This is a genomic window from Bacillus sp. RC240 (assembly GCF_044907945.1).
GTDB classification, from domain to species: Bacteria; Bacillota; Bacilli; order Bacillales; family Bacillaceae_G; genus Bacillus_A; species Bacillus_A mycoides.
In genome coordinates this window covers 1-15,808 of record NZ_JBIYCT010000019.1, presented here as the reverse complement: position 1 = coordinate 15,808, position 15,808 = coordinate 1, and the positions used below count along the sequence as shown (strand labels likewise).

Annotated in this window: 12 protein-coding genes and 1 tRNA gene; all 13 read right to left on the bottom strand. The window is 30.9% G+C overall.

The window, feature by feature from the left end:
• Positions 1–53: 53 nt before the first annotated feature.
• Positions 54–608 carry a DUF3967 domain-containing protein gene (locus ABH955_RS28215; protein ID WP_000187862.1) on the bottom strand — a complete coding sequence of 185 codons (555 nt, stop codon included), beginning with the start codon at positions 606–608 and terminating at the stop codon, positions 54–56.
• 61 nt (positions 609–669) lie between these two features.
• A complete protein-coding gene (locus tag ABH955_RS28210) occupies positions 670–1,707 on the bottom strand; it encodes a tyrosine-type recombinase/integrase (protein WP_404458205.1) in 1,038 nt (345 codons plus the stop codon).
• Between the two features lie 938 nt (positions 1,708–2,645).
• Positions 2,646–3,191, bottom strand: a complete 546-nt coding sequence (locus tag ABH955_RS28205; protein ID WP_404458208.1) for a hypothetical protein — start codon at positions 3,189–3,191, stop codon at positions 2,646–2,648.
• Positions 3,192–3,759: 568 nt separating this feature from the next.
• A tRNA-Cys gene (locus ABH955_RS28200) sits at positions 3,760–3,830 on the bottom strand.
• Between the two features lie 652 nt (positions 3,831–4,482).
• A complete protein-coding gene (locus ABH955_RS28195; protein WP_404458210.1) occupies positions 4,483–4,710 on the bottom strand; it encodes a hypothetical protein in 228 nt (75 codons plus the stop codon).
• Positions 4,711–4,942: 232 nt separating this feature from the next.
• On the bottom strand, positions 4,943–5,149 hold the full coding sequence (locus ABH955_RS28190) for a hypothetical protein (protein ID WP_400488640.1): 207 nt from the start codon (positions 5,147–5,149) through the stop codon (positions 4,943–4,945).
• An 83-nt stretch (positions 5,150–5,232) separates the two neighbouring features.
• On the bottom strand, positions 5,233–7,389 hold the full coding sequence (locus ABH955_RS28185) for a peptidase domain-containing ABC transporter (RefSeq protein WP_404491907.1): 2,157 nt from the start codon (positions 7,387–7,389) through the stop codon (positions 5,233–5,235).
• Between the two features lie 950 nt (positions 7,390–8,339).
• Complete coding sequence (locus tag ABH955_RS28180; RefSeq protein WP_404458214.1) at positions 8,340–9,077, bottom strand: ABC transporter permease; 738 nt, start codon at positions 9,075–9,077, stop codon at positions 8,340–8,342.
• 15 nt (positions 9,078–9,092) lie between these two features.
• Entirely contained in the window at positions 9,093–9,836 is a 744-nt protein-coding gene (locus tag ABH955_RS28175) for an ABC transporter permease (RefSeq protein WP_400488643.1), read from the bottom strand.
• Complete coding sequence (locus ABH955_RS28170; protein WP_404458217.1) at positions 9,833–10,756, bottom strand: ABC transporter ATP-binding protein; 924 nt, start codon at positions 10,754–10,756, stop codon at positions 9,833–9,835. The genes ABH955_RS28175 and ABH955_RS28170 overlap by 4 nt, the downstream gene beginning before the upstream one ends.
• A 286-nt stretch (positions 10,757–11,042) precedes the next feature.
• Positions 11,043–12,491: a S8 family serine peptidase gene (locus ABH955_RS28165; RefSeq protein ID WP_404458220.1), complete on the bottom strand. Its 1,449-nt coding sequence runs from the start codon at positions 12,489–12,491 to the stop codon at positions 11,043–11,045.
• Between the two features lie 14 nt (positions 12,492–12,505).
• Positions 12,506–15,646 (bottom strand): type 2 lanthipeptide synthetase LanM family protein, encoded by a 3,141-nt coding sequence (locus tag ABH955_RS28160; RefSeq protein ID WP_404458223.1) that lies wholly within the window; start codon positions 15,644–15,646, stop codon positions 12,506–12,508.
• A 71-nt stretch (positions 15,647–15,717) separates the two neighbouring features.
• The coding region (locus ABH955_RS28155) for a lichenicidin alpha family lanthipeptide (RefSeq protein WP_404491911.1) at positions 15,718–15,808 on the bottom strand (91 nt) is incomplete at its 5' end.

Below are 15,808 nucleotides of genomic sequence, written 5' to 3'. Positions count from 1 at the left end.
ACACCCTCATAGTCAAGGGACTTTCGCGGCATAAACGCATAGGAATCAGTAGATTACTTCCAAAATTGATACCATTTCTTTTCATTACTTGCCGCAACCATCTGTTTTACTTCTTGAAGCTCTCGCATAACAGTCATAACAGCTTTATCACGATCAGCAACTTGTTGTTTCTCTACAGTATCGGAGTGAGTTAATAACTTTTGTTGCGATTCCAATAAGTTTGTTAATTGAGCTATTTGTTCATTTTGATTCTGTAATTGTTTTTGTTGTAACTCCACTGTACCTTTTAATTCTTGCAATAATTCTTTTAAATCATCTGATTTAGGTGTTATAACAGTCATATTTATATTCTGAACTGTTAACCCTTCTTCTTCTAAAAGTAATTTACAAGCATCTTCCAATGTAACTTGGGGCATACTTTTTAATTCTACTAACCTTTGTAATAATCCGATATCATAATCATCAAAAATAACCCGTTCTCGTTCATCTCTTTTAAAAGCATAACAGTTATAACTCTCAATTAATAAATAATATTTTTTAATCGTAGACGGTGATACTTTTAATCTTTTAGCAACTTGGGATACATTTTCATAAATTATAGGAGTCATAATAGTCATAACCTCCTTTTTAGTATTTCAAATTCGTTATAACGGTTATAACTCCTCTATCTTAGCATTTTAAATAAACCTGAGCTAAATCTACTCTTCCTCTTCCGTGACCTAATTCTTCATGAACTATATTCATCGCATCTTGTACTTGCCGATAGGTAGTTTTAAACTCTTGACGAATCCCATAATCCGCGCGTTTTCCTCGCTCATGATTTTTCAGTATATAAGCCAATACTTTCTGTCCTTGCTCATAGGATTCCCCTAATAATTCTTTAAAACGTTCCCTCGCGAACGTATGACGGAACATATGCGTTCCATTCGTAGGAATCCCAGTTGTCCTTCCAGCTTTTAATAGAGCTGCCCGCAAAGTATTATCTTTAACTGGAATGACTTTTTCATGTAACTTTTTATCTTTAATTATTTCATAGATCTTTTCTTGCAATCTTTCAGGTATCTGAATTTCACGTCTCCGTCCACCTTTTGTAATTCCTTTTCCATTCTTAATCTTTAAAACACCATTCTTCAAATCAAAATGTTCTAAAGTCAGATTGATAACTTCCCTCGCACGAAGTCCCAAATATAACTGTAATTGAAATGCATTCCGAACATGGATAGAGGGGATATTCTCTATTAATCTATTCGCGTCTCTCAAGCTCATAGAGCGATTCTCAGGAGCTTTCTTATTTTTTTGGTTGTTATAGCTAAACACTCTTTTTTCAGAACAAAAGCTCACAGGGTCCTTTTGAAATTTCTCTGCTTGTTTGTGCATAGCTATTTGTAACTTCCTTAGGCACGTCTCAATATTCATTAGGTGTCCGTGGGACATCCCTTCTTGTTCTTTATACTGTAAATAAGCATAATAATATTCTTCTTTAAAATAAACGATTCGTGTAATTCCATACTGTTCCCTACAAAAACGTGCAAAATCAATTGAAACCGATATTGTATTTTGAATATGTTTAAAAGAATATAGCCCCCTCGTATGCTGCCCTTCTTTTTTCGCCTCATATTTTGATTGCCCAATACAAATAATTTCTTTTATTGCATTTTCAATTTGCCTTACAAGGGATACTTTTGAAGATCCTCGCCGTCTTCCCATATTCCCGCCGCCCTTCGGTCGGCCCGTTTTCGCTTACGCTCAAACGGGCATAATCCACCTTATGGTGCGCGGCAAATGCGCCGCACACCATAAGGTGTCAATTCGCTACTCCATATGTATCTGTAAAACTTCAATTTAAGCCTACGCCTGTCGCTCCATATTTAGCGTGGAGAGCAACTGTTATATCCACATTTTTTAGCAAATCCACTTGTCTTCGCAACGGCACGGCTATAGCCGTGCTTTCTTCGTACCTTGCGGTTCTCACTCCTTTTTTATATTGTTTCATTCAAAAACACATTCGTTCATTTTCATGATTTCATTAAAAATAATATATATAAAAAGAGCCGTTTCGGACTCAGAGTCATAAACACCATATTAGTGTCTGAATCTGAACCGCGAAACGGCTCTTGAATGTTTAAAAGAAATAAAAAAGAAAAGAAAAGTAAAGCTACATTAAATTTAACATAAGTTAGGTATAGATTCCATTGATTTTCGTTGACTTTTAGAATAGAGACTGATTCCCTCTTTTGAGTCTAACCCCTGTGTATTACATCTATCTATACGGTAAATGAAATTATTAACGGTTTAACTTGTATACTAACAAATTTAGGGCAATAAACGCGGCGCGTAAGTTTTGTGTGAGTAATTGATAATCCTCTTTCTCCTATTATTTTCATCAAATTACGAAAACACAGATTGTAACGCGAGTACGACCTGACCATTAATAAGAATAGTTGAGGCTAATAATCTTTACGCTTGAATAGGTTTTAGATCAATGAGTATGGAACACTATCAAAAAAACAGTACATATCGCAAGTTAAAATGCTTTGTACTGTTGCTTACTTATCTATTATTTTTTACACCTGCTATAGTTAAAATTTATTTAGTAAACTAATTTATTTTCCCATTAAATATATCCTATAAATCTTATATAAAATTTAAAGTACAGGTACTAATTTCCATACAACTTTTTCTTTACCTAAACAGGCACGTGTAATAAGACCATATAGTGAATCAATCTCTTTATAATCAAGGTACCCTCCTTCGGCTTGCAGTGTATATCCTCCTTCTACAGAAGTTATCGTCCAATAAATCGCGTCTTTTTCAGATGGACTAAACCCTAAACCATTATCTATCCAATAATAATACAATCCTATCTTAGGGAACTGATAAGGCACCCCAATACGATATTTCTTGTTTTCTTCAGAAAAATATAATTTCATAGGAGCTGCTACAGGATTTTCCACTGTGTTACCCCTTGAACTAACTACTAAAAACGGGAGATGATTAAAAGACGGGTGAGCCTCTAATCCTCTTGTTGGTGAAACTGCTGGAACTATATAATAGTTTTTACTTGTATCAATCCTATCTTCTACTTCGTTTACTGAATTAGATGATACGGATGCACTTGCCTTCTCTATTGGCAAAAATCCTAAAAATGTAACTAAAACCAGGAAGGATATTAATACTCCTTTACTCTTCATAAAATCGCCTCCTTTAAAATATTTAACTTATATAATAACCACACAAAAACGAATCTGAATATTAAGAAAATTAATTGTGAAATTTAGCATAATTCTTGTTCAACTATTTTGTTGCGCATACTATGATTAATACATTTATGCTGTAGGAGCCTATTCAATTGCATTAGTAAGGATTCAAAATTTTAATAGGATAAATTTACATAATAAAATTAACCATGCTTAATAACATACATTATTCATGACCATTGCAAAAATTATTATTTTGGAGTCTTCCCATGAAATAAATCAATTATGTTGGAATTATAGGTGTAGTAGAATGAAGTGTGGTTGTTCGAGCAATTGGTATAATATATAAACGACTGAAGAGTAAAAAAGAAAAGTTTTCTTTTTTACTTTATCATTTCAAAAAAATATGATTTATTGAAAGATATCATAAGCAACCATTCCCAAAGTGTATTGGGATATAAGGTGACAGTTGGATTCGAACCAACATAAAAGGGTATGCTAACCTTGTACCATTCCTAATTGGCATGCCACCATATGAAAAATATTGATATACTAAAATAAAAGGCGACAATCGGATTTGAACCGATGATACAGGTTTTGCAGACCTGGGCCTTACCACTTGGCTATGCCGCCATATAATTCTCTATAAAAGAGAATTAACACTTTGTTTTACAATTAAAATAATGTTAAACATCATATCAATTAACCATTAATTCTGAATAAATGGATTCCACACCACATTATAGCATTGTTTATTTAATTTAGTAAATGAAATTACTGATTTTTCAAATATAAAAATCATTTATAGGAAGCCTTCGACATTTTGTCTTCTGTGCCTATTGAAATTTCGTAGCCTCCCCTAGACAAATAAGAGAAGAGGCATGTGACTTCAACGTACAAATATGTGTTTTATTATATGCATCATGAGTTGATCCTACTAAAATAGTGAACGGAAATTAGATATTACAGGATTCTCTTCCCCCTATAGATAGGGATAGTCCAATATTGTTGTAAATCATCTAATTCTCTAAACTAAAGTTTTTTATTTAGCATATTCAAGGATTTTAGATTCCTATTTTTAGGTCAACAGATATACACCCTAAATATAGAATGAATATCTAATAAAATAATTTTGTACCTTGATAACACGCAATACCTTTTCTATCAAATAGCTTTTCTTTAAATGCTATAGGATCAGTGTAATAAACTATACCTATGACAACTTGGATTCAAGTATAAATCTTTTAGTGTTAATATGTTCTCTTTTTTAATTTTAAGTCCTTCGTTATCTATATTTAGGCATGATCATTGGATCAGGATATGTGTTTGAATTTGTAACCATCTGATTTGGTAAAAAAGCAGCTATAGCAGCTGGAACTGTCGCTATATAGATGTCGTCTGAACCAGCGCCAGTTACAACCTGTTTTAATTCATTTTCATCAACTACACTAATCAGTCCCCCAGTATTCCATTTTTGTTTTCGCATTTCGTCTGATTTTTTTCTTCTAAACATTTGATAGCCACCCTTTTTTATAATTTTTTTAGTTTGAATTTAAATACGTAGAAAATATTTAAGATGTTTCTCTTTTAAATTGCTAGATTTTTTTATTTTTAAAGCCTGAATGTTAAATTTATAGTTTGTATCGTTATGAATGATTATTTATGATTCCTCTATATAATTTTTGTTTTACATATATATTTTTAGGAAACCGCACTTGAGAAATAGATCTCAAGTGCTTATTAAGTTAGTTACTATCTTTTTTTCTTTCGGGAATAAAACTAGAAAGGAAAAATGCAGCAGCTAATGCTAGACTTAATTGTTCGGTATTATCAATCTCTAAACCTTTATTCCATTGGTATATAAAAGATACCAATAATAAAAGGATTGCTATTGCACCGGTATATCTTGCTACTTTTCGCATAGTTCCTGTTTTTTTTCTTTGAATATCCATATTTATCCCTCTTTCTTATTAATTAAATTTTCTTTTTCTTAAAGTAATACAGTTCTTGTTATTAAATTCATAAATATATTCGCTTAATTTGCTAGTAATTTGTGCTCAGGTTCTATATCTTTGAAGAAGGAAGAGTAATAGCCTGCTTTTAGCATTAACTCTTTATGAGTACCCGCTTCTATAATAGTCCCTTTATCCATTACAATTATTAAATCTGCATTCATTACTGTAGTAAGTCTATGTGCAATTACAACCCTTGTACATTTTATTTCATTGAGATAATCATCTACCTTCTTCTCATTCAGATGATCTAATGAACTGGTTGCTTCATCTAACACTAAAATTGATGGTTTATGAACTAAAGCTCTCGCAAGTGCAATACGTTGTCGCTGTCCTCCAGAGATATTGAATCCCATCTCAGATATGAACGTATTATACTGCATAGGCATCTTCATAATGTCATCATGTATTTGTGCTACCCTAGCGGCTTCAATAACTTCTTCTATCGATATATCCTTATCGTAAATTGCAATATTTTCAAAAATAGTCTTATTAAAAAGTGTAACGTCCTGAGGAACTACACCAATTTGACGTCTCAATGATGATTTTTCAATATTATTTAAATCTTCACCATCGTAATATATTTTTCCCTCGCTCGGATTATGTAATCCTAATAGTAAACGAGACATGGTACTTTTTCCCGCACCAGATTCCCCAATAATCGCTACTTTTTGACCTGGTTTAATTTCTAGATTTATATTTTCAACAGACATAGGGCTATATTTTGTATACTGATAACTTACATCTTCAAAACGTATATGACCTTTGAGATTAGTTATCTCTTTCATATCTGGACTCTTTTCTTCTTTCGGTGCATCCAATACATCTTGTACCCTTCTTAAATACGTCCCAGTTACAAAGAAAGAATTAAACATTTGAACAATTGACTGACTTAACCCAAAAAATTGATTGGAAATAGCATGAAAAGCTATTAAATTTCCTAATGTTAACTGATTGTTTAGTATTAAATATGCACCAAGCCACAAAGTAAATAAGGGTGCTAAACTTCCGATAGAACTACTTACTGATTGAATGTAATTATTAAGATTTTCCTTCTTTCTATAAGCTTTTAACAATTTTGTAAAACTTTTTTTCCATCGAGTAAATATTTTATCCTCGATTCCAGCTGTTTTAACATTGAATATTCCATACAATGTTTCAGTTTGAATACTTTGGACTTCAGTATTAGCAATAATTTCTTCTTGACTAACTTCTTTTATTTTTGATCGTGTAGCAATTAATACTACCGCATTAATGGCTGTGAACGTTAAAATAGATACAGTCAAAAGTGGCGATTTAATTATCATGAAAATAGATATTACAATTAGTAATCCAACATCTAATATACCCTTAATAAGATTTGAACCAATCATATCTCTAATCATTCTTAGACTATTTACCCTGAATAGAAGATCTCCAAATTTTCTTAAGAGGAAAAAATGATAAGGTAAATGAAGTAAGTGATTAATAAACTTACTCATCATTTGTTTATCTAAAAAGTTTTCCAATACGATTAAAACCTTACCTCTAACTATATTGAATAGAAATTGGAATCCCACAACAAATACTATTGATATTAAAAATATATTTAATAAATTTAAATTTTGAGGTGAAATAACATGATCTATTAAATATTGAATCAGAAGAGGTATACCTAAAGTAAATAACTGTAATACAAAAGATAGTAAAACTAAATTTATTAACAAGGATGGTCTTTCTTTTAGAATATTAAAATATGGTAGCCATAAGCTTTGAGGTTTCTTTTTGACAAATTCCCCTCCTGGTACACATGTCATAACATACTTTGAAAAATCCCTTTCGAATTCTTCTTTTTTTACTTTCGTTCTTCCTACAGCTGGATCAACAATCGTTGCTCCATGTTCAGATACTTCCTCTAGTACTACATAATGCTTTTCTTTCCAATAAATAATGCAGGGGAGTGGGAGTTTATATAATTCATCATATTCTTGAATTTTAAAACAATTCGCTTCATATCCTAGCCCCTCTGCTAGATTCTTTAAATGAAATAGTGATGTTCCGTCTCTTCCATTACCAATCCTTTCATACATGTCATGAAAAGATACGGTACTATTATGATATTCGGTAATCATCGCTATACAACAAAAACCACATTCAGTCTGTTGAGCTTGTTCTATAAATGGTACCTTCTTCTTAAACATCAACTAGGCTCCTTTCTATATATTTTATTGTACTTAAAATATATACGTTCCCTGATGTTAATAACAATTAGTAAAAAAGTATCAAAAAAAAAGCAAATTATCGTTTGTTTTTTCATTATTTTTTTACTACTACAGAAGAGGTTAAGGGCTAAAACCCTTCTAAATGTGGCTTTGAGTAATAGAAGTACTATCATAAGTTCAACATTATATATCCAATCATTACTTTGAAAATTCTCTTCTCAGAGATATTAATATAGTAAGTATTAACTTATTTAACTGAAATTGTAGTTACTTATAACGAAAAGCAACTTATATACAAATCTCATAGGAAATAGCATTTTCTGTATAAGCTTCGTTACATGTCCTAAAATAATGTTAAGGGCAGTATTAACAAGAAAAGATATTGTTATATAGTAATTTTGTAATAATATGGGATGGTCATGGAGGAAGTAACACTAGATCCGAAACAAACAAGTAGCTATGTTTGCTGCCCTTTACAGATTTCGCAATAAGATAAAATCCATGCGAGACTTTAGTTCTCCTTTAGGCATGGGATGAAAACATCGTTTTTTTTGGGGGTAATTCAACTATAGACCCGAACGAGATGCTAGAACATTCGAACACTCAACTAGCTGTACGATATGGTCATAGTATCGTAGCTCACGAGCCTATAATGGCCTTTTGTGAGAGTGATGGCAATCTTACACGTCAGTGCTATCAGAGATAAACGTCGCTTTTGATAACAAGAAGCCTACTGGGCGTTAACCAGATTGCCCTTTTAAAGGTGGGAGTGTCAATTTTTCTGTATATGTTTGAAAAGATTAGCCTTTTTTCGCTATAAAAAAATACCCAGATAAATAGAAAAAAGAGTCCACCAACCACATATGGACTCTTTTAACTATTTTCCTGAATAGGATAATATCGGGTCTCTCTAAGGACCTTTTCTCTTTCTATACTGTCTTTCTCAATGATTTTACATAACGTACTGTAATTAAAATCATACCAAGAGTAAATGCAACTATTGATACCAATAATATACCAATAGATAATACACCCTGATCAGCTAATTCTGTAGACTTGAATGGTAAAGACCATATATATCCAAATCCCCACTTTACTTCTGAAAAAAGAAATAAGCCGATTAAAGATAAGATTATATTAATAAATGTAAAAGTGATAGATGTTTTAATAAATAAGAATAATAAAAGTTGCACTGTAATAAGTGGAATTGTGGAAACTACAGAAAGTAAAAATACTTTAATCATAAATACTAAAGGAAATGGATCTGTAAAATCAAAATACATTCCAAATAAATATAAGCTTACTAAAACTATTAAGTGTAGTGCAGAAAATAATAATACACTGGATACAAGTTTAGATAAAACAATTTTAAAATTAGTATTTGGAGATAGGTGCATTATTTTCCAATTCGTTTTGTTTTCAAACTGACACAGGAAGGCCGTTACCATCCCCGAAATAACAGGAAGAAAAAAACCAACATAGAAGAAAGATGCCAACATCCATACGCCCATCCAATCATTATCCAAACCATGATTATACTTGCCTACTACAAATTTAGTATACATAATCATTGAATATATAACCGGAAAAAGTGCTAGGACGAATAATACAATTTGTTGTGGGTGTTTTCTTATTTTTATCCAATCGGAATAAATTAAATTTATCATTTGAGATCTCCTTTGTTAGTTTTTATTATTCATTTTAATAAATAAAATGTATCCAATTCCTAAAATGAGAATGGTAATAGGAATTCCTGCTAGCATGTACCATTTATCGTATGACCATAATGTATTAAAAACATCTAGATTATTCACAAAATTGATTGGAAAATATAAGATCTGATATGAAATAGGAAACCACCAAAGCTTAGTTGAACTTAATATATCGCCAAAAAGATACGAAGCTAGAGCTAGTGCAACGATCACTGATTGATTTGATACATTAATAGATATAATGAATGCCAAAGCGCAAAATGGAATGCTAATAAGAAATGGATATAACGTAAAGACAAACACATGCTGCATGGAAACCGTATCTAAAGAAATACCTAACCCCGGAAGTAATAACACTGTACAAGTCATATGTATTACGGTTGTAATAATAAGAGCAACCATAACAACAAGGAACTTATTTATATACACACTAAATTTCTGTACTGGATACGTAAATGTTCTTTTCCACGTCGAATTTTTATATTCAACATTGTTTACACTAGCTATAATAAACACCATAAAAAAATTTAATATGTATTTTAAAATTTGCAAATTTATACCAAATATGGTTTCTAATTTAATAGTATGAGAATTACTATAGTAATTTAGTCCAGCAAATTCACCTAATGCAAGTATAATAGGTCCTAAGATAACCAAAAACCAAAAATGACTTTTTCTATATTTTATATACTCAGTGGCTAATACATTTCTCATACACTTACAGCACCTTGTTCAACAATATCTAAATATGCTTCCTCTAAATTCTGCTTTTTAGTTTGGAAAGATTGAATAAAAATCTGATTCGTTACTAATAGTTGTTGAATATCATTCAGTGATTTTTCATCATAATATTCAATACTAAAGATGTTATTATTTACATTGAATGTATAATTGGATTGTTTAAGTAATTTATCAGTCAGAGCTATATTATTAACACTAACTTCAACAATATTTAATGATTGTTTATTTTGTAGGGAAGATAATAAACCTTGGTACTTTATTTCTCCATGATGAATAATCCCGATATGATCAGCCATTTGTTCCACTTCACTTAAAATATGACTTGAAAGGATTATAGTAGAATTAAACATTTTTGGAGCTTTTTTTATTAATTCTTTCACTTCATAAACCCCCTGTGGATCTAATCCATTAGTAGGTTCATCTAATATTAATAGTTCAGGATTATTGATGAAAGCAGCAGCTAATCCTAAACGTTGTTTCATACCAAGAGAATATTTTTTAAAAGCACGATTTCGATCCTCATATAGTTTGAATAAATTCAAAAGTTCTTTTATATGTTCTTTATCATGAACATTTTTCATTTTAGAAGCAATTAATAAGTTTTCATATCCGGATAAATGCTCATAAAAAGTTGGTGCTTCAATTAATGAACCTGTTTTAGATAAGATTTCTATTCTATTCTTTTGTATATCCATTCCCAATACTTCTACAGTTCCCTCATCCGCCTCTATCAATCCTAAAATAATTTTAAAAAATGTAGATTTACCAGCTCCATTCGGGCCTAACAATCCAAATATTTCACCCTTTTCTATAGTTAAATCAATTCCCTTTAGAACCTGTTTCTCTTTATAGTTTTTATGTAAACCTTTAATGTTTAAAATTTGATTATTCACGAAATCAACCACCTAACGTCATAATTTTCAATCAATTAAATTTTATCCTTATATTTCCTGGATATCAATTGTTTATTATGCTTTGAAAAAAGGATAGCAAAGCATAACAAACAATTGATATTTTTTTATCTGAATTTTCAATCTATATTACAAGGCATTTGGCCAATGCCCCATTACACTCTGTAATCAATTTTTTATTTAATACTACACTCACTATCATCATACTTTAAAATAATAATGAGTGTAATTTGAAAATATCATCGAAATAGATTTATTAAGAATACAATTATTTAACGCTACTTGTACTTTTATAACTATTAACTAATCCATATCCATATTGATCATCTTTACCAGTTGCACCTAAATCGGTAGCACCATCTTTTAAATACTTGATAGTCATATCTGCCGAAGGTTTTGTAGTATGAAGCTCATAATACCTTGAGATAATAGCTCCTAATGTACCAGATACTGATGGTGCAGATAAGCTAGTACCCAGGTTTAGCGTGTATCCCTTCGGTGTATTTAGTTGAGCATCCAACATAGTAGGTTCTAAATAAGTTGGATAGGTCGTACCAATTAAATAGGATGGATCAAATTTGAATTGATTATCAATAATTGTTCCATATGAACCACTTGGTGCACTAAAGTCTACCTCTGGACCAAAGTTGGAGTAATTTACAAATTCATCGTTCTTGTCTGTTCCTGATACCGTTAATACATTACTTAATCCACCAGGTACATGAATTTTATACAATACACCTTTCTCATCATCTACTTTTTCAAATGGTTTATCCAAGTTTATTCCTTCATTGCCTGCTGAAGCAACTACAATAGAGTTTTTTTCTTTCGCATATTGAATAGCCCTTTCATATGCCTTTATAATTGCGTTCTCATCGTCTAAATTTATAGCCTTATATGTTCCTAGACTTAAGTTTATTACGTCTGATCCGTTATTTGCTGCATCAATAATAGCCTGTATAGTCCAGACTGATTCACCATCTTTTTTCCCTATAACTTTATATGGAGTAATAGTTATATTTGGAACAATCCCTTTTAATTTATCATGAGCTGCAATAATTCCTGCAACCTGAGTACCATGGCCATTTTGATCTAACAGATCCGGTTCACTGGGAACATAGGATTTTCCTTCTAAATATTTAATACTATTTTTAAGTTCAGGGTGGTTATAATCTACACCACTATCAACTAAAGCGATGTTTACATTTTTTTCTCCTAAAGTTATCTCGTGAGATTTATAATTATCAGTTACCTTGGCAATTTGCCAAGGTGGCGAAACATTCGAGACAGGTTCATTAATAGTAATGGAATTCAATGTTCGTTTCGAAGATAAATTATATTTTAACTTATTATTTGCAAACTGCTCATTTGGATTTAAAACCTTTGGATCTTGTAAAGTTAATTTAGCACTATTAGCAACATTTTCTATAGATGCTTTAAACTTAGTACGTATTTTACTATCTAAATCGGATTGAATATTACTATTAGTTTCTTTATATGAGATCATTTGGATTTCTGGAGTATATTTAATCTCAATTGCATTATTTTCCTTTAAAAAGTTTATAATATTTTCTTTGTTATTCTTTTGAATTTCGTTATCCAAAAGAATAAATTTATAATTATCCGTTGTCTCTGTTTTTTCTGCTTTTACCGGTTGTGTAACTAAACTTAACAAGAATACGGAAAGTATAGTCATAAGAATTTTTAGCCGTTTCATGTATCCGTCCCCTTTTATAATTTAGCCTCTTCTAACCTTAAAATAGAAGGAATTGAATTATAGTCAGATTGTTGTAAAAGACCTACTCCAATCCCACTAAGGCCTGTCATTAAACCAAACGATTCAGTTCCCGTACTGACCCCTTTTTTCCAATTATGCGTTTTAGAATACTCTAAAAGTTGTATACCAATAGAATTTGCTCGTTCGTAAGATGTTTTATCTTGTAACACTTTTGCTGCATACAAAAGAATATCTAAATTTCCAAAATCTCCATGACATAGTGAACGATTATGACCAAATGATTTATCAATAGTTGTATCTAAAGCCGCATATATATTTTGATCGAGTATACTATTTTCATAATTACTTTCTTTTAACATTAGCCTACTTAATAAGATTCCTGGTGCCCCATGACACCAAGCAACAGAATGATTATCCTTAGAAGGAAGTTTCCAATTTTTATGCTTTGAATCATAGAAACTATTTTCATAGGATAAAACTTTATCTGCTAGTTCTAAAATATTGGGATTGTTTATATATTGATTGGCTGCCACCAAAGCGGTAATAATACCTGCCGTTCCATGAGAATATCCAATCCATGAAATATCGTCTCTTTGTTTCCAAGAGACATGCTCCTCTTTTCCAGGATGATGATATGCAGCATTTATTAAGTATTCACTCGCTTGTTTGAGAAGTTTTAGATATTCCTTATTGCCACTATCTTTATAAAGAGCTATTAGTACCCCGATTACCCCGGCAGTTCCATCAATAATATCAAATACTTTATCTTGCGATAATTTACTAACAACAATTTTCATAGAATCGAGTATGAGTTGTTCATACTGTTTAGTATGTGATAATTGATTAATATGATTTAAAGCATAAATTGAACCACTAACGCCACTAAAAGTACCAATATTAAACATTCTTTGCTCGGGTAATCCTTGGAGTGAATTAATTACAGGATAAATAGACTTCTCAGCCGTTAATTTATAATCATTTCTTCCCGTCAAATGATATAAATAACTAAAGAATAGAGAAATACCGCTTAAGCCATTATATAAATCTAAATCTACAGGATAAATATCCCATTTATATTCATTAGAGGCAGATATTACGGTACTAATCCAACAAAGATCAGATTGATCATTTCCCTCTATAGCATTAGCAATTAAATAATCCCCTATATGACGTGCCTCAATTAAAAATTCCTTAGATTTATTAGTATGAATATGGACCTTACGATATGGATCAATAGCTTGTTCATTTGCACCAAATGTAGCTGAATGTGCTAAAAAGCTCATTCGCATAATTCGAATTTGTTGTGAGCAATCTACAATATTAAGATCATCAATCTTCTGTATTACAGCTTCTAAAGGAGATGACTCAAAATAGTTTTGAATACAAATTTGCTCTCTATGATATAAATGATTACTACTCACTGTTGTATAAAAATATGGAATATCATCATTGAGTAAATCAATTTTTTCAGATTTAATAATTTCTTTTGGTTTGTTCTCGGATTCCAATGCCAGAGTATGGAAATAAATATCTCGGTTATATCCTTTTTGTAAAAAATCAGGATGTTTACTTTTTCTTAGTAACTCACCGTATACGGCGGTAGGTCGTAGAATCATTCTTACTATCGTATTTTTAAATTTATCTGATATATAATTGCTATACTGTTGTTTATTGTTTAAAATCCAATTATAAATATATTTAAAACCAGCTATCATAATGTCTACATGATCTTTATATGAAACTTTTTCCCCTTTAAAAATAGGCTTATTTTTCTCAAATTCATTTACTTTAACAAATGTATATTTTGCATCTACATGCATAACATCAGTGTTTTTTGATTCTATGGAAGGAACTTTTAATGGGTATAATTGATCGTTTTTGTCACTAAGACCACTTAAATCAAGACCTTTATAGTTAGGATTATCGCTGTTGAACGCAAGAAATGGAATAATCCCAGTGGATCGAACAGATCTATTAATTAAATTGAGAGCTTTATTATGAGCAGAATCATCTTTTTCTTCCAATATTTTCGCATGATGGAATAAAGATTCAAGATCGATTGGAACAGGATACTGTCCCATAGCTATAATATTTTCATAGTGAAAATCCACAGCATTTAAACTATATAAAACTCCTAAAAGACTTCCCATTTTAAAATAAAATGATTCAAGTTGTTCTTCCGTTTGACATTCTATATTCTCAATATATTCAACCCAACCATAAGAATGTTTATCGATGATTTTTGGTGAATACAGCTGAGCTTTATCATTAACTTGATTATTTATCCAAGAAGTTAAATCATTGAATGCTGCTTCGACACCAATTGATCGAGGTTTATAAATAAGTTTCATGTTAGGAAGGAATTCAAGTAATGAAACTGTTTTGCCATCATTATGCTCATCGCCAAGTCCCAATGTAACTGTAATTAGTTTATTCGCCTGGATATCAATATTAAAGATCTCTTGGATTTGTTCCTTATCTTGTTCAAGGTTATAGTAAAGGGTAGTAATATTATTTGACCAATGGATTAATGTAGTTAACATCGTTCTATATAATGCAGAATATGTATCCTTAAAATAAACTAAAAATTCATTTGTACTAATATAAGAACAAAAATGAGTGTAACGTTCTTCTGGAGTTTCTCCTGTTAAGTTTTCAAGAACGCGTTGAATATTAAGTTCTAATATTAATGTCTTGTGGGATAATTCATATAATCTTTTATACATATATTCTAGGGGTGCCAATAATTGTGAATCTTCAAAGAACGAATATGTATTCAATGATTTATGAATTTTAGAAAATGAGTAACTCATAAATTTTTTAAAAAAACCGTAAAAAGTTGTTTTTGATAAATGCTCTTCGATTGTTGGGGAAAATTCATATGTTTGGAAACTGTCAAACTCTGAGAAGGTTAATGATAGCAGTGCATCTACTTTATCTATACTGTATTCATCATGTTCTAATTGAGATAGAGTCGATACCTGAATACCTGAAAGATCCTTTAAGATCTCTTCAAATTTATTTTCACTGTTTTCAAATGTATTTTTCCAATAATTTATGTAATCTATAGAATCTGGAACTGTATGATCATTAATTTTTATTTCATCAATAAATGCACTATGTTTTACCGGCATGTTACTGCTCCTTTCATTAATTAGAGAAGCAGATTCCCCGCCTCTCTAATAGGGTTATTCAACATAAATAATTAGTTACAAGAAGGCATACATTCTTTAGTTAACGTACAGTATCCACCTTTATTACCTAACCAGCTACTTAAACCTTCAGGTGTTACATCA